Genomic DNA, 20978 nt, shown 5'->3' on the forward strand with positions numbered 1-20978 from the left:
GGAGAGATCGTTGGGACAATAAAACTATTTCCCCTGAGCCATCGCTGCCTTTTCCGGCCGGAACCCCACAATGAGGTTGAGCCAGAACGCACGCGCAAAGCGAAACCACCAAACGAAAAATACACCGACGAGTAACATCAACCACCCGAAGGAAGCCGCAAGGCTGAGGTCTAATACCCAGTGCAGGATCATCACGAAGCCCATGATGATGAAGGCGGAGAAAATGTAGGACATAAACATTGCACCGTAGTAAAAACCCGGTTCCGGATAAAAATTAGCATCACACTTCGGGCAACGCTCGTTCATCTCGAAGGGCTTATTGAAACTGAATGCTCCGGTGGGAAACATATCTCCCTCGTGGCACTCGGCACATTTGTGGCTGAACATTGCTTCGGCGTCTTTGGTCCATTGTGGCATAGGTAGGTATTTTACGGAAGCCTGGGGCTTCCTTAACGTTTTTTGATGGAGCAAATATCCAACGCTTTCAGGCACATCGTTTGTGATGTTGATCACTTTCGGCACCTTTATTTTGTTTTACACCACTAAAATAGAAGGGATCAAACAGAAAGGAGAAATCCTCTATTGTGATCTTGATCACCGACACCCAGGGGAGAGAAGAGATAGCTTTGAGGCATTCTCACAATAACTTACCGATCATGCACAATCATTATCAGGTACTTATCATCGGCGGCGGATCTGCCGGTATAATGGTAGCCTCTCAACTAATCGAACAGAAAAAGCAAACCAATGTCGCCATCATCGAACCGGCCGACACCCACTACTACCAACCCGCCTGGACGCTCGTTGGGGCAGGAACTTACAATTACGACAAAACTTCCCGCCCGATGGCGGAAGTGATGCCGGAAAAAGCGATCTGGATTCAGGACAGCGCTACCGGTTTCGACCCGGACAACAATACCGTCTTCACCGCGCAAAGCGGTGAGGTCACTTACGATTACCTCGTGGTGGCACCTGGCCTTGCCTACGATCTGGATCTGGTGCCCGGCCTTGGCGAAGCTTTAGGTCAGGGCGTTGTGTGCAGCAACTACACCGACCCCAGACATACCTGGGAAGTGATTAAAAATTTTAAAGGCGGTACTGCCCTGTTCACCCAGCCAACCACTCCGATCAAGTGTGGCGGAGCGCCGCAAAAGATCATGTACCTCGCCGAAAGCCACTGGGCTAAGAGTGCGGTCAGTGCCAAGACGGATATAGTGTTCGCTACCGCAGGCACTATAATTTTCGGAGTTAAACCCATCGCTGAAACGCTGATGGAAGTAGTGAACCGCAAAGACATTAACCTGCGCTTCGGCTACCAGCTTAAAAAGGTAGACGGACCGAACCGGATTGCCTGGTACGCTTTTGCGGACCATATGAAAGAGCATAACCACAAAGACGTGGAAATCGAAAAAGACGGTGATCTGACGGGGATTCACTTCGATATGCTCCACACGGCGCCACCATCGGTGGCCCCTGAGTTTGTTCAGACTTCCACCTTAGTGAATCAGGCAGGCTGGCTGGATGTGAATAAAAACACCCTGCAGCACAGCAATTATAAAAATATCTTTGGCCTGGGAGATGTTGCCGGGCTGCCGACGGCAAAAACGGGAGCGGCGATTCGTAAGCAGGTACCGATAGTAGTGGATAATATCGATTTACTCATTAACCATGATCGGATGGGGGCGAAGTCCTACAACGGTTATTCCTCGTGTCCTTTGGTAACTGACTATGGTAAGATGGTGCTCGCTGAATTCGACTACGAGAATAATTTCACACCAGACCCGAAACTCAGGCAGATGCTGATCAGTGATTCATCTAAGGAGCACTGGAGATTGTGGATGCTGAAAAAATATATTCTGCCTTATCTCTACTGGAATAAGATGATGAAGGGACTGGATGTGTAACTACCCCGGATTTTAGATACGCTCTAAAATGTAGGCTGTTCTTCCTGAGGAGGATAGTACACCACCGTTTTTGGCCTTCTACGATCGTTGTTTTGCTCCCTCTCCTACGGACCTCCGAAGGAAGCCGCGCAGCGAGCACGAAGTACTGCGCAGCAAAAGGGGCCGGGGTGAGGTTAAGAACGGAGTGAGCAGAACCGTGCAGAAAGCGTTAGGCCAGCACTCTATCAGAAGGAAAACCCTGGCTCTGAATATGAATAAAAAAAATAAAGCGCTCTCTGATCATTAGGATCAGAGAGCGCTGTTGTTCATAATGTAACTGTCGTAAAGAAGTATATAAGTCGAAAAAAGAACGAAAAACTATAAAGTGTTGTAATATCTTGGTGGCACCGCGAGTGCTACGATGCATGTTTTCACAAATGTCTTACCATTTTAGGTTAATATGTGTAACCAGGGTTACATTTATAGAATGAAAATTACTGTTGAGCACCTGAGGCGAAATTTTCCTACCATTCAGGAGGACCCTTTACTGGAGGATATCGCCAGGCATGGTAAATTTTTCTCCTTTGAAAAAGACGTGACAATCCTCACGAATCAGCAATACATTGACTCTGTACCGCTTATCATCAAGGGGGGAGTCAAAGTTGTACGGCACACGGAAGACAACAAGAGCCTTTTTCTTTACTTCCTCAACAAGGGGGAAATGTGTCCCGTTTCGCTTGTTGCAAGCACTAAGCGTGAGAGGAGTAAGGTTCAGGTGAAAACCGTTGCCCCTACCGAAATCATCTCTTTACCTCCCGAACGGGTGTACTTTTATACACGCCGGTTCTCGGGGTGGAACGAATTTACGCTCGAGGCTTTTCGGATGAGGTTTAATGCGGTGCTATCCGCCTACGAAGGCATGGCCTTCGAGCCGATGGAAGACCGGGTCATGGCTTACCTGAAAGGGATAAGCTCAATCTGTGAAAATGACTGCCTGTCGATCACGCACGATGAGTTGGCAATCGATCTGGGCGCATCGCGCGTCGGCATTTCCCGAATCCTGAAACGGCTGGAAAGCAATAATGTCCTGAATCTCGCCCGTGGCGAGATAACGCTGCTCGATCTCCAGTACTCCTGATGTCGGAGTTCTCTCGCACTGCCCGGTAAACAAAACCGTTCTCAATACGACTCGTATTGAGAACGGAATATGAAAGCTAAGCCACAGAAGTCAGATCAATGCGGCAGGCGGTCCCGAAGGGCCCCGTACACGTACGTACCGAAGGTGGCACTAAGGATCAGTAACCCGATGGACACTATTCCCTGGCCAAGCAGGGTAAACATAGGGCCGGGGCAGGCTCCGGTAAGGGCCCAGCCCAGACCGAAAATAGTTCCGCCAAAAAGATAGCGCGGAATGCTGAAGTCTTTTGGCTTCAGGTTCCACTCCTTACCCTCGCTGGTCCGCCAGTTGAAGCGTTTAGAAAGCGCAACGCCAATCACCCCTACAACTACTGCCGTACCGATGATGCCGTACATGTGAAAGCTTTCGAAGCGGAACATTTCCTGGATGCGGTACCAGGAGATCGCCTCGGATTTGGTCATCACGATACCGAAGAAAGTACCGAGAATCAGGTAGACAAAATAACGCATGGCTTAGAGTTGAAGGATAAAGGGAAGAATCAGCCAGCTCATAGTGAGCCCACCGATGAAAAAGCCTACTACGGCAATAAGGGATGGAAGCTGGAGGTTGGAAAGCCCCGTGATTGCGTGGCCACTCGTACAACCACCGGCCCAGCGGGTGCCGAAGCCAATGAGGAAGCCGCCAACCAGCACCACGATCAGGCTTTTAAGGGATAGTAAATTGTCAACTCCAAATAACTCCGCTGGAGCAAAAGAGGAAAACCCGGGCGTAGAACCGGGCCGGCTGACGCCAACTTCGTCTAAATAGCTAAGGGTTGCAGCCGAGAGCTCTACCGGGGCCGGGTTCGGAATAATGTGATATGCGATGAAACCACCCAGAACAGCACCAACGGCAAACATCAGGTTCCAGCGTTGGGCCTTCCAGTCGAAGTCAAAGAATTTCACCCGCTTTCCTGCTCCTGCAATACTGCACATCGTGCGCAGGTTGGAGGAAAACCCGAACGTCTTGCCGGTGTAGAGCAGGGCGAACATCGTCAGAGCGATCAATAAACCACTCACGGACCAATGCCATGGTCCGGAAATTAAATCATACATGTAATGTTGTTTATAGTATTTTGAGCCTTACGTAAGGGTATTGGTGCAGGGTCCCTTGTACCTGGTATGAAAGGACAAGGAACCCCGACCAAAAGTTTATACGACTGCCTCTACGGCTGCATCAATAATCTCCTGAGACATCTTGGTCGGACAAAGGAAATCGGATTTGGGGAGATCAGTTTCTTTCACTGCTCCCCATCCTCCCTGTACATTGACAAGGTGGCTGAAACCCCGTGCCCGCAGGATCGAAGCGGCAATCAACGATCGGTAACCACTACCACACTGAAGGTAGTAGGTCTCGTCGCGGTCGAGTTTTGCGAAATTGTTGTTGATGTAGTCCAGGGGGAAGTTTTCAGCGGCAAGGAGGTGCTCGGACAGGAACTCCGAAGGAGTGCGGGTGTCGAGGATATGGTTCACCTCTTCGTTCTTAACGCGGCCGGCGAATTCTTCGGCGGTGATGTCCTCGATACGGTCTGTTTCACGGCCGGAATCAGCCCACGCTTTCAGGCCACCATCCAGAAATCCGAGGGTATTGTCGTAACCGACCCGGGCAAGACGGGTGACTACTTCCTCTTCGCGCCCTTCGGGCGCGACGATGAGAATGGGCTGCTTGATGTCGATGATCAGTGCTCCGACCCAGGGGGCGAACTGGCCGTCGATGCCGATAAAGATGCTGTTGGGGATGTGCATCTTGGCAAACTCGTAGCGGTCGCGTGTATCCAGCACCAGCGCTTCTTCGCTTTCTGCGATGGCCTCGAAGGCTTCGGGAGTGAGCGGACGATCACCGTGGCTGAGCACTTCGCTGAAGCTTTCGTAGCCGCCTTTGTTCATCATGGCGTTCTTCGCGAAATACTGTGGCGCCGGGGTCAGGCCGGCGGTTACTTCCCTGATGAACTCCTCGCGGGTCATATCTGCGCGCAGGGCGTAGTTGAGCTTTTTTTGATCTCCCAGCAGCCCGAAGGTTTCCTTGCTAAGGTTCTTACCGCAGGCGGAGCCTGCGCCATGAGCGGGATACACGATTACATCGTCGGCCAGCGGCATGATCTTTTCGCGCAGACTGTCAAAAAGGTGGCCGGCAAGGTCTTCTTTGGTCACTTCGCCCTGTTTGATGGCAAGATCGGGCCGGCCTACATCGCCGAGGAACAAAGTGTCTCCGGTAAAAATTGCGTAGTCTTTACCGCTGGCGTCTTTAAGCAGAAAAGTGCTGCTTTCCATAGTGTGGCCGGGGGTATGAAGTACGGTCATGGTTACATCGCCAAGCTTGAGTACTTCGCCGTCTTTTGCGGAGTAGATATCGTAGGCTGGCTCGGCCATTGGGCCGTAAACGATGGTGGCTCCGGTGGCTTTTGCCAGGTCGAGGTGGCCGGATACAAAGTCGGCGTGGAAGTGGCTTTCGAAGATATACTTCAGCTTAGCGCCTGTTTCTTCCAGCTTATCGAGGTAAGGCTTGGTTTCCCGCAGCGGATCGATGATGATGGCTTCGCCAGCGCTTTCGATGTAGTAAGCACCCTGAGCGAGGCAACCGGTATAAATTTGTTCGACTTTCATAATTGTATGTTTTTGTTTGATGCAAAGATGGGAGAGGTACAGGGCGGCCTACGGTGATCGAGGTCACTTAAGCCCTGATTTTTCAACTTTTTTTTGCACCTGCGTACGCGCCATATGTTCTTTTTGGCGCGCACGCAGGTGCACAATCGGGTTGAATTAATGAGCAACGAAGGAGGCATTCGTTTGCAGCGCCTGCGGAGCCTGCTGATCAGCTGCGAGCGCCGCTGCCACGTCGAGATAGAAGTTCTGGTCTCCGATCTTCTCCCGCAGGCCGCTGCGGTGCAGTGCATCCCTGGCCGGGCCGATGAAACCGGCAAAGCGAACCTGAATTCCGTCGCGCGCTAAATCCTGAAGGAATATCCCCAGGTCGTACAATGCGGTACTGTCGATGCGGTGAATACCTTCTGCTTTCAGAATGAGTACCGAGACATCGTCCCGCCTGCTTTTAATTATCGCTTTGATCTGTTGTTGGAAGTAGGTAAGGTTACCGAAGTAGAGCGCTCCGTCGAACCGGACAATCAAAACTCCGGGGATTTCCCGGACTTCTTCGCCGAACCGGTCGATGTTACGGAAATTGTCTGTACCGGGAATCCGGCCCAGGACAGCGAGGTGGGGGCGCATGCTGCGGTAGACATGGACGCCCAGAGATAAGGCGACGCCCAGCCCTATGCCGAGTTGAATACCCAAAAACAGCGTGCCCAAAAAGGTGATGGTGAGCAACCAAAAGTCTGCCCGGTCGAGGTGCCACAGTTTCTTCGCCTCTCCGAAATCAATAAGCTTAAAGACGGCAACCATGATCAACGACGCCAGGATGGCCTGGGGAAGATAGTAGAACAGCGGCGTCAGGAACAGAAGCGTCAGCCCAATCAAAAGGGCGCTGATGATGCCGGCGAGTGGCGTTTTAGCTCCCGCCTGATCGTTTACTGCAGTGCGCGAAAAACCTCCGGTGACGGGGTAGCCGGCGGCGGTGCCCGCCGCCAGGTTGGCCGCGCCCAGAGCCAGCAATTCGCGGTTCGCGTCCAGATCGTAATCGCGGTGCCGGTTGCGCACCGCCTTGGCCACCGCAATACTTTCCATGAAACCGACCAACGCGATGGTCAGCGCCGCAGACCACAGCTGCGATACATCCGACCACCCAAAAGAAGGGACCGACAGGGGCGGAAACCCGCCGGGAATGGTTCCTACAATCTTAACGCCCTGGTCCGTAAGGCCCAGGCCCATTACCACCAGAATGCCGGCCACCACCGCAACGAGCGGACCGGGAATAACTTTGCTTAATTTCTTTACCCCGATGATGACGGCCATCCCGCCCAGCCCGATTAACAGGGTAGGGAGGTTGATCCTGCTGAAGTTCTGCGCTACCGACCAGACGATGTCGTGTACATAACTACTTCTGGCCGTCTCGATGCCCAGCAGGTGCTTCAACTGACTCGCTCCGATGATGATGGCTGCCGCTGAGGTGAAACCACTGATGATGGGGCGGGAGAGGAGATCCACCAAAAAGCCCAGTCGCATGACTCCTGCTGCAAGCTGGACAACACCCACCATGAGCGCAAGCAGGGCCGCCAGGGCAATGTAATTGTCGGCACCGACCACCGTAATGGCCCCGAGGCTGGCTGCGGTAAGCAGCGAATCCATCGCTACCGGCCCAACCGCCAGCTGCCGTGAGGTGCCCAGGATCGCGTAGGCGATGAGCGGCAACGTTGCGGCGTAAAGCCCGTGAATTGGAGGCAGGCCGGCCAGCATGGCGTAGGCCATGCCCTGAGGGATGAGCATGATGCCAACGGTGATGCCTGCGGCGATGTCGCCGCGTAACCACTCCGGGCGGTAGTTTCTGAGCCAGACAGGAAGAAGATTGGAAAGAAAAGCTTGCATTGTATCGGGTTACTGTGACGCAAAGGTCAATGCAGCCAGGCCCGGTACTTGGTGATCATGATCACACTAAGGTTTTAATGATGTTAATGCGGTTGCGCCCCAGTTTTACGAACCCTTGTTTCTCCATAGACTTAAGGAGACGGGAAATGGCTTCGCGGCTGACGTTGAGATCGTCGGCAATGTGCTGGTGAGTCGCGTACACCACCGCTTCGTCGTTGATCACCGAACTGTTGTGGAGGTACTGCATCAGGCGCTGATCGAGGCGGCTGAAAGAAATCTGATCGATGGTGTTCATCATCTCAATCAGTCGCTGGTCGTAGGCTCGGAGTACGAAATTTTTCCAGCTTTTATACTTCATCATCCATTCGTCCAGTTTCTCGCGGGGCAGGCCGAGCACGATGGTGGGCGCCTCGGCTACGGCACGGATTTCACTGGTTTTTTCGGACATGCAGCAGGTGAAGGTCATCGTGCAACTCTCTCCTCGGGAGAGGTAGTAGAGGAAGAGTTCCGAGCCATCGGGACCACGACGGGTGATCTTGAGGCTGCCGGAAATGATGAGCGGAAGCATGCGGACGTAACCACCATAGTCCATGATGATCTCTCCCTCCAAAAAGCTGTGTAGTCTGCCTGCCTTAGCAATTTCTTCCTGTAGCTGGGGCTCTACAAAATCGGGGAAATATTGATGTACCTGAGAAATGGTAAGTTGATCGGCCATAAGTAAAATGGGTAACGTAGGACTAACCGTTGCGGTTGCGGATCAAAGGTGAAAATGAGGCTAAACGTTGACCCCAAAGGGGGGACCCGCTAATGCGGTAAATCTCATCGAAGCAGCTGCTGGGGAGAGACTGTTCAGGCAGTAGCCTTACTACGCCTGCGTTTCGCATGGCTGTACCACTCCACCAGTCCTATCAGGAGGAGTAAGCCCAGGATGAAGCCGGCGGAGACGTCGGTAAACCAGTGGGCTCCGAGGTACATTCTTGAAACAGGCACCAGCAAAATCAACGCTATGCAGAACCACCCAACCAGTCGTCTTACCCAGAGTTTGTAGTGAGTACTCCGGTACATCAGGAAGGCGATGAAACCAAAGAGAACGGTGTAAAAAACGACATGTCCACTCGGGAAGCTCTGGTTGTGGAACTCTTTAATTACCCGGACCAGGTCTTCTGTTGGGCGGGCACGGCCAAAAAGACGTTTTACGATGGCCACGATGGGAACCGCCAACAGGGATAAGGCCACAAAGCAGGCTTCCAGCCAGCGTCGCTGCCACATGAATACGATGGAGACCGTACCAATGGTAATGAGCCCTCCAGGAATGGTGGCAAACCAGCTTACGCCATTCATGAACGCATCGAGCCAGGGCGCCTGATAGCGCTGCACACCCTGGGTGAACCAGATGTCGACCGTCTCAGTAGGCAGCAGAAAAACAAAGGCGGAGATCGCTGCATAGCCGACGATAAGCGCAATAACTACGTTCAGCAGTAGGCGCTCGTCGCGGCGCAGGTAAGTAAGAAAGCGGGAGAATAGTTTTACCATCAGAATATATTACGGACCGACGGCGGGTATGTTCAGCCTAGAGCAACAGATGATTGTGCTTTCTTTGGGGGCAAAGTCACCTTCTGGAAATAAAAAATAAGTCAGCTGATGCAACCAACCCCTCCCGTCGGCGGTTTACTACAATGAAGGTCCGCATTTACCCACCGCGGAGCCCTAACGGGGGCGTACCGGAATCGACAGGGAAGTAAGTTTTGTAGTAAGCACGCCGGAGCATGATTGGTTACTCCGTAAAAAATAACGATTACAATTCTAGTTGGCACTCCCAGCTACGCTATGGCAGCCTAATCTCTGATTAGAACCATAGTACTATAGGCCGCATGGTTGAGGTTCCATACACATCATGCCGCCTTCACCCCCTTTGGGACTAGTCTCCGACCCTGATCCGAGTCGATAGGCGAAATTCAGGAAATAAGGTCCGGACATGAGAGGGCGACCAATCTCTCCCCGGACTCGAAAATTTTGACTGGCCGATAAGCGTGTAGAAAGCTGCTTTACGCTTTCGCTGGACGCGAGTTCGACTCTCGCCGCCTCCACATATTTTACGCTTTGGCGTAAAGAATCAACCTGCGGTGACCCCGCCTTAATCCGCAGGTTACTAGCCCTGCTCTCTTCGGAGAGTGGGGCTTTTTTGTTCCTCAGCATTCATGCTGGGCCCTTAGGCCCAAACCAGCCGGGGCACCGCACCCCGGGCACCAAGTACCACCGCGTTCTGCTGCCAGGCAGCGGCCAGTTCAAGGACCGATTCCGGAGGAGCGTTGAAGATGAACACGCCTTCTTCTACGCCCCACTCGCCGGATGGGTCACGAGTAACGGCGGGCATGAAGGTCAGGTTTCGTTCTTCGAGTTGCAGGAGGAGTTGTTGCCCCCGGGCAATATTTTCTGCCGCCGGTAATGCGTCTGATCTGGGGTTCCAGGCGGTCAGAAAAGCGTAAGCATGATGCCCCCCCGAAAGCATGAAGGCATCGAAATCCGGATGCGACTCACCGATTTTTAAGACGAAATCTTTGCACAAATATTCGGTTGCGAGGTAGGCTGTCTGCAGCTCTTCGTCGAAATATGGCTTTTCCCTGTCGGATGAATCGTGTGGCATAGTGTTTGCTTATGTACCTTTGCGCCCCGAACGGAGCGTGATCGGGCGATACTTAACGTCGAACGGCGCGTTGCAAGATAAAGCAGAAAGAACTATCCTATGGAGATGGACAGAAACACCATCATTGGCCTCGTGCTGATCATGGTAATTTTCACGGTTTGGCAGGTGATGATCGCCCCCAGCCCCGAAGAGATTGCTCGGCAGGAGCAAATTACTGACTCGCTGAACCGGGTCGAGCAGTTGAGAATAGACGAAATTGCCGATGCGCCCACCGCTGCACCGGTTGATCTGTCAGGCTTAACGGATTCCGCACGGCAGGCGCGTTTCAGCAGCAGCTTTGGCGAGTTCGCAACTGCCGCCGCCGGAGAACGTAAAGATGTACTGCTCGAAAACGACCTCATGAAGGTAACCTTCGATACCAAAGGCGGCTTCATCAAGCAGGTAGAACTGAAGACCTACTTCAAGATCACCGAAAACGAAGACGGAAGTGAAAATAAGCTGCCCCTTTACCTGCTCGAAGACGAAAAGAACCGCTTTGAGTACACCCTGCCCGTCAACGGTGTCAGTGGCTCAGGGATCAGAACTTCCGACCTCTACTTTACACCGACGGTAGAAGGGAAAACCCTCGTGATGCGCGCACCTACGGGCAACGGAGGTTTCTTCGAACAGCGGTACACCCTCACCGACGGAACCTACCTGATGGACTACGACCTTCGTTTCGAAGGGCTCAACTCTGTCCTGGCGAACAACGGAAGCCCGATCTCACTGCAGTGGGACAACTACCTCGATAAAATCGAGAAGAACTCCAGCTACGAAGCCAACCTCTCAACGATGTACTTCCACGAAATGGACGAGGGCACCGACTACTGCTCGTGCACCAGCTCCGACACCGAAGAAATTGACGAAGACGTTCGCCTGAAATGGGTAGCGGGCTCGCAGCAGTTCTTCACTTCTGCCCTGTTGGCAGATAATGGCTTCGCCCCCGGAGCAACCCTGACGACCGAAGCGTACGATGTAGACAGTAGCGAAGACCTCAAGAAGGTCTCTGCATCTCTTAGCATCCCCGTCGGAGGATCGAACTCCGAAATAGTAGGAATGCAACTTTACGTTGGCCCCAACGAATTTGACCGACTCCGGGATATCGGGTACGAGATGTCTGATGTGATCAGCTTCGGTTGGTCTTTCTTCGGTACCATCAACCGCTGGATCATCCGCCCGTTGTTCGATTTCCTTTCGAGCTTCATCGGTAATATGGGTATCGCTATTCTTGTGCTCACGCTGATCGTGAAACTGATGGTTTACCCCCTCACGTACAAGATGCTCGTGTCCAACGTCAAGATGCAGCTCCTCAAGCCGGAACTCGAGAAGATGAAGGCGAAGTACAAAGATGACCAGCAGGCACAACAGGTGCAGCAAATGAAGATGTACCAGGAATACGGGGCCAGTCCGCTGGGCGGGTGTTTACCAATGGTGCTGCAAATGCCAATCTGGTTTGCGCTTTACCGCTTCTTCCCGGCTTCTATTGCTTTCCGGCAGGAGAATTTCCTTTGGGCCAATGACCTGAGTACTTACGATGTGCTCACGAAAATCCCCGAATGGATTCCTTTCCTCGACGGTCACCTCAGCCTTTTCGCTATCCTCTGGGCCCTCACTACCGTTATCTATGCTTACTACAACAGTATGCACATGGACTACAGCTCGCAGCCGATGATGAAGTACTTCCAGTACGTTATGCCGATCCTTTTCCTCGGCTTCTTCAACAGCTTCGCATCGGGCCTCACAGCTTACCTGCTCTTCTCCAATACCTTCAATATCGCGCAGACGATCATCACGAAGAACTTCCTGATCGATCACGATAAGCTGAAGGCGAAGATGGACGAGAACAAGAAGAAACCAAAGAAGAAGGGTGGCTTCAGCCAGCGCCTCCAGGAAGCCCTGAAGGAACAACAGGCACAACAGGCCAAGCAACAGGCTAACAAGAAGAAATAGTCTGATAGTATGGTAGTCTTGTTTCACAAGGCTACCATACTAAATTATAGGGGGCGCGGCCGCAGGATGCAAAGTGAGTCTTTTCCAAAAGACAGGGTAGGAAAATTAATGTCCTGACCTGGATTATTTGTGTCAACTCCTGTGTAAATTTCGCTGTTCAGTCATCAAGAAGCTATAACCAAAGAAATCAACCAATGCGAATTCTATCTACATTGCTCAGCCTTAGTTTTTTGCTCGTTTTCAGCTTTGGCTGCAACAAAGATGCAGCAAGTACCGGTAATGATCCTTTCCTTGCACCTGCGACCGCGCCTGATTTGCCGAAGCGTAACTCAGTTGATAGCAAGAACCTCTCCCGTGAAGGCCTGAAAGAACAGGAAGCCGCTGATGACGGAAGTGAAGATATAGTTAAGCTAACCCCCGAAGATGCTGCCCGTGCCAAGCGAATGGGCCCGGGGCGAATCAGCCCTTCGCCGGCAACAAAGTCTGACCAGCCCGTTACGGCAGGAAGCACTGGTACAACCCCGGCTTCCATGCCCGCTCCCGGCAGCAAACCCGCGCTCGATTACGACCGTGCGATTTTTGCCATCAGCAAAACAGCGTGCTACGGCGGCGATAAATGCCGCCAGTTCGGCCTCGAACTTACCAACGACCGCCGTCTCATCCTCGACGCAAAGAGAAACATGGACCTCAAGGGGAAGTACAGCCGGATGCTCTCCGCTACCGAATACAATAAGCTCCTGAGCGCAATGGAAGCCTCCGAGCCCGAACGACTGGAAATGGTGTACCCAACGGATAAAACCATGATCCCCGCCGACGCTCAGGCAACCATACTCCGCTACGCCGACGTGCACGGCACCGAACGCAAAATTGAAGTCTACGCCGATGCGCCCAAGCAACTCGCTAAGCTGCTTGCTGACCTGGAAAGCTGGGTCGATAAGGACGGTTGGATCAAAATGGCGGAGTAAAAAGAGTGAGTAAACTATTAGTAACAGGCGTTGAATAAGAACGGTGGGTTAAACACCTCAGGTACGATCATGCAATCGCGCCGGAGCCGTTCAACCCATAACCCGATCATTCCGTACTTTCGCGCAATAGAACAAACACCCAATACGCCTCTTTAGGGCAGAACTACCCACTAATTTCTACCAACTATCAATTAATAATGGCCGATCATAAGATTATCTTCTCCATGGAGCGCGTCTCCAAAACCTTCCCCGGAGCCTCCAAAAAAGTACTGAACAACATCTGGCTGAGTTTCTACTACGGCGCCAAAATTGGTGTGTTAGGACTTAACGGGTCCGGTAAGTCCACCTTGCTGAAGATCATTGCCGGCATCGATAAAAACTTCCAGGGTAATGTGGTTTTCAACGCCGATTACAAAATCGGCTACCTGGCTCAGGAGCCGGAACTGGATGAAAACAAAACGGTGAAGGAAGTCGTGCAGGAAGCCGTACAGGAAACGGTAGACCTGATGAAGGAGTACGACGAGGTGAACATGAAGTTTGCCGAGCCGATGAGCGACGATGAGATGACGAAACTCATCGAGCGTCAGGCCGAGTTGATGGAAGCGATCGAAAATGCCAACGGCTACGAGCTCGACAACAAGCTCAATACCGCAATGGATGCACTCCGTTGCCCGCCCGATGATGCCAAAGTGAGCGTTCTCTCCGGGGGTGAACGCCGCCGGGTCGCCCTGGCCCGCCTCTTGCTTTCCAACCCCGATATCCTGCTGCTGGATGAGCCTACCAACCACCTCGACGCAGAATCTGTGCACTGGCTGGAGCAGTACCTGCAAAGCTTCAAGGGAACGGTCATCGCCGTAACGCACGATCGTTACTTCCTCGACAACGTCGCTGGCTGGATTCTCGAACTTGACCGGGGCGAAGGCATTCCGTGGGAAGGCAACTACTCCAGCTGGCTCGAGCAGAAAGCCAACCGCCTGGAGCAGGAAGAAAAAACTGAATCCAAGCGTCGTAAGACCCTCAAGCGCGAGCTGGAGTGGATACGCATGGCACCTAAGGCCCGCCAAAGCAAGGGTAAAGCCCGTCTCGCAGCCTACGACAAAATGTCTCGCGAGGAAGGCAAAGAGCGGGAAGCTAACATGGAAATTTTCATTCCGCAGGGGCCTCGTCTCGGTGATGTGGTGATTGAGGTTGAGAACCTTACCAAAGGCTTTGGTGACCGCGTCCTGTTCGACAAAGCAACGTTCAACATCCCGAAGAACGCCATTGTGGGTATCCTCGGCCCGAACGGTGTTGGAAAATCTACTTTCTTCCGCCTGTTGACCGATGAGCACCAGCCCGATGGCGGTAACATCAAGATCGGAGAAACGGTCAAGATCAGCTACGTAGACCAGAGCCATGAACAACTCTCCAATAAAGAACAAACGATTTACGATGTCGTTAGCCAGGGCCACGACATGATCGACGTAGGGGGGAGCAGTGTCAACGCCCGTGCTTACCTGAGCCGCTTCAACTTCGCCGGTGGTGATCAGCAGAAAAAGATTGGGATGCTCTCCGGAGGAGAGCGCAACCGCCTTCAGCTAGCCATGACGCTCCGCGAGGGAGGTAACGTCCTCCTCCTCGATGAGCCAACCAACGATATCGACATCAACACCCTCCGCGCGCTGGAAGACGCGCTGGAGAGTTTCGCCGGCTGTGTGCTGGTGATTTCTCACGATCGCTGGTTCATTGACCGCCTGGCAACGCACATTCTTAGCTTTGAGGACGAAGGTGAAATCCAGTTTTTCGAGGGTAACTACTCTCAGTACGAGGCGGCTAAGAAGGAGCGGTTGGGTACTGTTACGCCTAAGCGGCCGCGCTTCAAGAATGTGATTAACCGGTAGTAACGACCGCTTTCAGAGAAGGAATAAGTACGGTTTTGGATTTTTTTGCAAGATTGTAACGGATTGCAGGGACTTCCTGTGTCCCGAAAAGACTGATTTACTCTCGGATAAAGTGGATTGAGCACGAATTTCAGACTCAGGCTCGAGGCCAGGTAACCGCTGTGCGGTTCACGTCAGGACATTTTGACCGTCAGCTCTTAGCTGTGGGCAGGTGATATTCAGTACCTTCGTCTTTTGCATCTTGGATGAAGAGAGATTTATCTCTGTAAATCCTCTCATTAGCCAGGTGCTGTCTCAAATCAGAGTTGGCGTTTGGTACATAGATTCAGGTTCAAATGTTTTCGGGGAGCAAATGAATTTGAACGGGCTGCTGGTCTGTCTGTTGTTTGCAGTTTCTGACCTCAGACGTTTTTTTGTTTTTCAGGCTTGATTTGACAACGCTTCACAACACAACAACACTATGAAATCGTTTTTCAAAAGTACCATGGCCATCACCATGGTTCTGGTAGGTCTGGTTTTACCTGGCACGACTTTCTCACAATTTGTGATAACTAATCCGGGAGGTACTCCTGGTACGGTACCGAGGGCTGATGATGTGGTCTCCTGTACAGATAACGATCTCCGGGTATCCTTCCGCCTCACCGGTTCGCCTGGAGGTACAAACCCATCCTTTTCTGTTTCTTTACCCGCAGGAGTGAATTACGTTGATGGCTCCGTAACTGTTGTAAGCAGTAGCCTTGCGACAGCGCCGGTGATCGGACTGAACACCGGGAGCGCAAGCCAGCCTCAATTTGAGGTGTCCGGGACCTTTGGCGCTGGAGATTATGTTGTAATCAGCCTCGCCCGTATTGCAAATTGCGAAGCAATACCCGGTGGAGGCCAACAGGACGCAGTGACCGTAACACCAGGAATTGGTGGGACTGTGAGTTCTAATAACTACGATGTACTGGCTGCGAACCTTTCGGTTGTTTCTTCTGCCCCGGTAACTACTTCAGTGGGAAGTACGGAGACCGTAACGGGAACCATTACCAATGGTGGAAACGGCTGTGTTACTGAGTTTGAGTTCACCGTTATGGATGCGCCCGGTGTAATGACTACATCAATTGATATAGGGGGAACTTCCATTATGCCAACTTCAACAGTAGGGAACCTGAGTGTGTACACGATTACCTCTGCAGTAATCGGAGGTGATGGGTGTTTTGATGGTGGCGAAACGCTGTCTTTTACAAGGCAGGTCACGATAATTTCCTGTGATCTTTCGGGTGATGGCTACACCGTCAGGTACGGTTGTTTTGGCGAGGTCTGCCAGTCATCGTCTTTTGCTAATCAGCAGTTCAATATTGCCTTTACGATACCTAATGTCAGGTACACATCCGGAGTAGTGTCTCAACCGACTGATCTTTGCCGTGATGTAATCGTCGAGCACACCTTTACGAACCGCGGGACGGGCGCAGCCTTTGACATTGTGTATCTGGCGGGTTTTGGCGCTTCCGGTCTTTCGCTGGCCGGGTCCACAACGGGGACCAGAGGGATGCCCGTTACCGATGTATCGGTTAACGGTGTTTCAGTACCCTTTATCGTGAACGGTGCAAACGGGGGGCTGGAAGCAGACCTGAGCGCTCTGACTTCCGACCCGGACGCAGGAGGGTTAGATGATATTGATCTTGACAACCAGTTTGATGATCTGCCCGCCGGAGCGTCGTTTACCATAACCGTTACGCATACGGTTATCCCCAATACCGACTGCCCCGCTAACCGATCAACGGGGTCTTATAAAGTCGCTCTTGACTATACCGATCAGTGCGATGAAGATATCGCTCGGTTTGTGCAGAACGCCGAAGGCTCACTGACGGACTTTACCGAAGACAGTGCAGGATCTCTGGTCGGCCCTGCGGATATAAATGACATGGAGACCATCGAAATCGAGGTTTGCGGAACGCAGCGGTTCGGTGGTAGTTTTGTCGATTGCCCAACGAGTGAACTGAGTCTGGTTGGCAACCTTCCTCCTGGCTTCTTTTTGAATTTCGCTACGGTCAACGACGTTGTTTCTCCGGACGTTGTGTTTAGGAACGACAGTGTTTTTGTGACCTCCGACTTTGTCTCCGCTCAGGAATTTTGCTACAAGCTCAATCTGACTTTTGATTGTAGTGTGCACCTGGCAGCCCCGGATCGGGACCTCGACTTCGATTTCTTCTTCGAATTCGAATGCGATGCCAGCGCTCCGTGTGATGGTACCCGCGAACGTTTCAGTTGCCCTGTTTACGTTCCCAACATCCACTGTGGTGTTTGTAGCATCGGCGGCCTGACAACACAGAACACACTGGCGGTACGTAGTACTACCGGCTTTGCGAATCCACTTACTTGTGAAGAATACGCCGATCCGGCAAGCCTGACGGCACTTCAGCTCAAGCGTGCAATGCCCTGCGATACCGTTTGCATCCAGGCAAATGCTATCCAACTCAACGGGACTTCCGGCCCTACCTGGGACAACGCCTACTTTCATTTAGAGTATGACCCGTTGGCCTCCAACGGCTCGAATACGCTCTCCTATGCCGGGGGCACAGTTGAAATATTTGAACTGGCCAGCGGTACTGTGTTTGAATGCCCTATACCCGTTCCTCAGGAAGTCAATATCAACAATGCAGGATCGGGAAATGACCAGCACATTCTCGACTTCAACCTGACCGATTGTCTCTCAGTACTTCCCGGCAGTCTTCTCCGTCCGGGAGATAGTGTCAACGTTAACCTCAAGGTCGTTGTAGAGAAAACAGGAGTGCTCGATAACGATGTACCCACACAACTCGAAGACATCAGGATTTTTCACTACAACCTGGTAGATACTACCTCTCCACCCGATATGGTACTGGATACCGTTACCTGTGATGAATACGCACTGGAATTGTACCTGCACGAAGCCGTCAACGGTGGTGGTGGAGGACTGACCAACCGGCAGGTAGAAGGTTGCAACTTTTACACAGGCTTCAAAACCTTTCCTTTCTCTGGCTCCCAGGACTGGTATCCGGGCGAAATCAGACCCAACCGAAAACTGGACTCAATCGTAATCGCATTCACCTCGCGCGATGTCCTGGACTTCAATTCTGTAATCCTGCGGGCCGAAGGAAACGAGGACGACGGGTACGGAGCCGCGACGTTCATCTCTTACCCGTTGGGAATCCCTGACCGCATTGCTGAAGGAACGGCCGAACGCCGGTATATCTGGATAAACGATGGCTCCTGGCCCCTCGGAGACATGAACGGCCGCTTTAACAGCCAGGGCGGATACAGCCTTTTAGCGAATTACTTTCCCAGTTGTGAAAGTATCGACGGAACCCTTTCAATGGGCTTCTACGCTCAGCAGTATGGTTATTCTCACGACCCGGATTGTTACGAACCAATAAACAACATTGGCACAGTACTCGTAGACCACAACCTGCCCTCAACGACTCTTCAGAACCTGACGGGAACGGTTGAAGCAAGTAATGATACGGTACGTTGGAATGTTCAGATTCAGAATATCGTAGACGTCAACGGTGGCTTCGTCTTTTTAGGTTTCGAAGATGAAGCTACACCTAACATCGATATTATTGGATTAAGGGACATTGCCGCTGATACCATAATCCCTCTGGTTCCTTATGCAGATGGAGACTGGGCCGTAGTGAATCCGGCTTTTCCCGCAGAGATGGCCCTCGATTACGAGGTAATAGCCATTCTTACCGGATGTGAACCCGATGGAGTCCGAGCCATTACGGGCTTCGCCTGTGACGGCCCGCCCGATAGTCCGAACGATTACCCTTGCGATTTCGACGAAGTATTTCTCGATGTCGTTCCCCTTTTGTCCCGGGTTCAGATCAGACTCAATCAGGCGCAGGGACCCTATGATCTTTGTACGGTCATTCGGGACACGGTTATAATCACCAGCGCTGAAAGGGCATTCATCGACAATGCTATTCTGTCTATCCCGTTGCCGAGAGGACTTACTGAAAGCGACGCGCTGGTAGAAGTCTTTTACCCAAGACTGACCGGCCCGGCGGAAGTACTCCCAATTGTGGTCAGCAACGACACCCTTTACGTAGATCTTACGGAGCACACTGGGATTGGAGAGATGGGCGTGCCGGGTACCGACGATGCAATTACCCAGGACGAGCGCGAAATCAGTGTGCAACTTTCATGGATTACCGACTGCGACTTCCGTGGCGGAAGCACCTATACTCCGGTTATCTTCGCTGACCGGCCCTGCGGAGACCCCGCAATCGGCAACGGCTCCAGAACTACCTCAGACGGCATCAACATCAACGGCGCACTTCCGTCTTCGGTAACGGCCTTTACCACCGAGATCACACCAGCAACCATTCAGGGGTGCAAAGACGTGATGATATCTCTTGAAACTTCCATTACGTTGGGACAGACTTCTGACCGCGATTCGCTTCAAATCGAATTCCCTCAGGGATTGATTTATGAACCCAACTCCTACAACTGTACTTCTTCCAGCCCTGCTGACCAAGCTACATGCCCCACGTTTGTTAGGGTTGACGTCGCAGCAGATGGTGCGCAGACCATAATTTTCAGCATAGCACCGAATACCGATGCCCCGGTTACGTACATGATCGATGTTGATGCTATGGTAGTAGCCGGAGGTATTTGCAACGACGAAGGTATTGTAAACCTGACGGCTACAAGCTCAAACGACGGAATTGCCTGCCCAACTGATCCAAATATGGTTTGTGACAACTTCACGATCATTACCGGGCAGGCTACTGATACCATTCGGTTCCAAAAGCCGGTGGTCAGCCTTACGGAATTCATGGCCTGTACCGAAAACGGTGCGTACCGCGTAGACGGGATGATTACCGTAGATACGTTGCCCATCAACACCGGAGAGTCTGTCACCTTCGAGTTCTTCTGCCCGGATGATCCAGCGTCCCCGGTTGGTAGCTTTGTCGTTGAAGGCCCGATCGCTCAGGCTACGCCCACCGCGATTTCTACTACAATACCCGCCAGTTGTGCCGGCCAGGAGTTGATCGCAAGAATTACTGCGATTGGCGACAACTGTATCTGTGAAACGGTCGAGACTACTTTCGACATCCTTCCGGAAGTAATTGTGGAAGCAGGAACCGATGGCACCGTTTGCGGCACCAGGGTGTTTGACCTCGCCGTTCGGGGAGGTTCCATCACCGGTGGAGTGACCGACGGCAACTGGACAACCAGCGGCGACGGACAATTTCTGGACAGTATGGGTATGCCTGCTACTGCGTTCTCTGATGTAGCGGGGTACGACCCCGGCCCCAATGATGGCCGAAACGGAGAGGTTACCCTGACCCTCACCTCCGATCAGCCGGGGATGTGTATGCCAGTTACCGACGACCTCATCCTCACGGTGCTCAACGTCGATTGTGGATCATTCTTCTGGGATGGTTCGGATGATTAGAAGCAGTGGGGGGGTGATGGAGTGCTAGCCTAACGCTTTCATTAGACGATGATTTTCCACCCCGGATTTTACTGGGGCGGGGCCGCAGGTGCAATGCATGGATAAGGGAGCAAGGGACCAACGGCCCGCTGGGCTATACGTAGCCTCCTTCTCCGTCATCCCATTTGTTCTGCAGGCGTTCCAATTCTTTGAGCTCTAAAATTTCGGTTTCAGAGAGGTCTTCCATTGGAGGGAGTTGGACTTTCCGTCGTCGTCGGAGTTTGTCTATTTCCTTTGCTACTTCATCTTCTCTCCAGTTATCAGTGAACTTCCCGTTAACGGGTAGGCCGAAGGCCGAAAGGAAAACGACGCCCAGAACTACTAGCAAGATAGGAATCGGAAGCCTAAGCCAGATGGCCGCACCGGGCAGATAGAAGCTCAACATCAGGAGTACTACAATTACACCTGAGAAAATAAGCGCAGTTTGGTAAAAGGCCACTTTGGCTTTGACTCTTTTCTCTGCCTCTTCACGTAATTCTGGTTCCATAGGGTCAAAAT

Annotated in this window: 15 protein-coding genes and 1 other RNA gene; 7 read left to right on the top strand and 9 right to left on the bottom strand. The window is 52.3% G+C overall.

Translation table 11 applies throughout. The features are described 5' to 3' along the window. Window positions 1–24: 24 nt before the first annotated feature. Window positions 25–417, bottom strand: a complete 393-nt coding sequence (locus FUA23_RS02605; protein WP_147929157.1) for a DUF983 domain-containing protein — start codon at window positions 415–417, stop codon at window positions 25–27. Window positions 418–656: 239 nt separating this feature from the next. Here FUA23_RS02605 and FUA23_RS02610 point away from each other — a divergent pair, with 239 nt between their 5' ends. Beyond that, complete coding sequence (locus tag FUA23_RS02610) at window positions 657–1904, top strand: NAD(P)/FAD-dependent oxidoreductase (protein ID WP_147929158.1); 1248 nt, start codon at window positions 657–659, stop codon at window positions 1902–1904. A 466-nt stretch (window positions 1905–2370) separates the two neighbouring features. Continuing rightward, window positions 2371–3021 (top strand): Crp/Fnr family transcriptional regulator, encoded by a 651-nt coding sequence (locus tag FUA23_RS02615; protein WP_187270860.1) that lies wholly within the window; start codon window positions 2371–2373, stop codon window positions 3019–3021. 95 nt (window positions 3022–3116) lie between these two features. Here the strand turns inward: FUA23_RS02615 and FUA23_RS02620 are convergent, their stop codons facing one another. The 6 genes from FUA23_RS02620 to FUA23_RS02645 all read right to left on the bottom strand — a co-directional run bounded on the left by FUA23_RS02620 (window position 3117) and on the right by FUA23_RS02645 (window position 9071). Beyond that, window positions 3117–3530 carry a DUF6691 family protein gene (locus FUA23_RS02620; RefSeq protein WP_147929160.1) on the bottom strand — a complete coding sequence of 138 codons (414 nt, stop codon included), beginning with the start codon at window positions 3528–3530 and terminating at the stop codon, window positions 3117–3119. A 3-nt stretch (window positions 3531–3533) separates the two neighbouring features. Continuing rightward, on the bottom strand, window positions 3534–4115 hold the full coding sequence (locus tag FUA23_RS02625; RefSeq protein WP_147929161.1) for a YeeE/YedE family protein: 582 nt from the start codon (window positions 4113–4115) through the stop codon (window positions 3534–3536). Window positions 4116–4211: 96 nt separating this feature from the next. Further along, window positions 4212–5663, bottom strand: a complete 1452-nt coding sequence (locus FUA23_RS02630; RefSeq protein ID WP_147929162.1) for an MBL fold metallo-hydrolase — start codon at window positions 5661–5663, stop codon at window positions 4212–4214. Window positions 5664–5819: 156 nt separating this feature from the next. Continuing rightward, the gene (locus FUA23_RS02635; protein ID WP_147929163.1) at window positions 5820–7538 is read right to left on the bottom strand and encodes a SulP family inorganic anion transporter; all 1719 of its coding nucleotides are present in this window, start codon (window positions 7536–7538) and stop codon (window positions 5820–5822) included. 61 nt (window positions 7539–7599) lie between these two features. After that, entirely contained in the window at window positions 7600–8253 is a 654-nt protein-coding gene (locus tag FUA23_RS02640) for a Crp/Fnr family transcriptional regulator (protein ID WP_147929164.1), read from the bottom strand. A 134-nt stretch (window positions 8254–8387) separates the two neighbouring features. Continuing rightward, window positions 8388–9071, bottom strand: coding sequence for a phosphatase PAP2 family protein (locus tag FUA23_RS02645; protein WP_147929165.1), 684 nt, complete (start codon window positions 9069–9071; stop codon window positions 8388–8390). Window positions 9072–9250: 179 nt separating this feature from the next. Here FUA23_RS02645 and ssrA point away from each other — a divergent pair. Further along, window positions 9251–9628: a transfer-messenger RNA gene (gene ssrA, locus FUA23_RS02650) on the top strand. Window positions 9629–9747: 119 nt separating this feature from the next. On the opposite strand, the gene FUA23_RS02655 is transcribed toward ssrA, so the two are convergent. Continuing rightward, a complete protein-coding gene (locus FUA23_RS02655; RefSeq protein WP_147929166.1) occupies window positions 9748–10182 on the bottom strand; it encodes a DUF3293 domain-containing protein in 435 nt (144 codons plus the stop codon). A 105-nt stretch (window positions 10183–10287) separates the two neighbouring features. Here FUA23_RS02655 and yidC point away from each other — a divergent pair, with 105 nt between their 5' ends. The 4 genes from yidC (at window position 10288) to FUA23_RS02675 (ending at window position 20441) form a co-directional block, all read left to right on the top strand. Continuing rightward, window positions 10288–12171 carry a membrane protein insertase YidC gene (gene yidC / locus FUA23_RS02660; RefSeq protein WP_246143999.1) on the top strand — a complete coding sequence of 628 codons (1884 nt, stop codon included), beginning with the start codon at window positions 10288–10290 and terminating at the stop codon, window positions 12169–12171. Between the two features lie 194 nt (window positions 12172–12365). Then, complete coding sequence (locus FUA23_RS02665; protein ID WP_147929168.1) at window positions 12366–13136, top strand: DUF6438 domain-containing protein; 771 nt, start codon at window positions 12366–12368, stop codon at window positions 13134–13136. 197 nt (window positions 13137–13333) lie between these two features. After that, entirely contained in the window at window positions 13334–15016 is a 1683-nt protein-coding gene (gene ettA / locus FUA23_RS02670) for an energy-dependent translational throttle protein EttA (protein ID WP_147929169.1), read from the top strand. A 460-nt stretch (window positions 15017–15476) separates the two neighbouring features. Continuing rightward, a complete protein-coding gene (locus FUA23_RS02675) occupies window positions 15477–20441 on the top strand; it encodes a hypothetical protein (protein ID WP_147929170.1) in 4965 nt (1654 codons plus the stop codon). Window positions 20442–20574: 133 nt separating this feature from the next. Here the strand turns inward: FUA23_RS02675 and FUA23_RS02680 are convergent, their stop codons facing one another. Continuing rightward, complete coding sequence (locus tag FUA23_RS02680; RefSeq protein WP_147929171.1) at window positions 20575–20967, bottom strand: 2TM domain-containing protein; 393 nt, start codon at window positions 20965–20967, stop codon at window positions 20575–20577. Window positions 20968–20978 lie beyond the last annotated feature (11 nt).

Origin of the sequence: Neolewinella aurantiaca (assembly GCF_008014675.1) — a bacterium.
In the GTDB taxonomy this organism is placed as follows: domain Bacteria; phylum Bacteroidota; class Bacteroidia; order Chitinophagales; family Saprospiraceae; genus Neolewinella; species Neolewinella aurantiaca.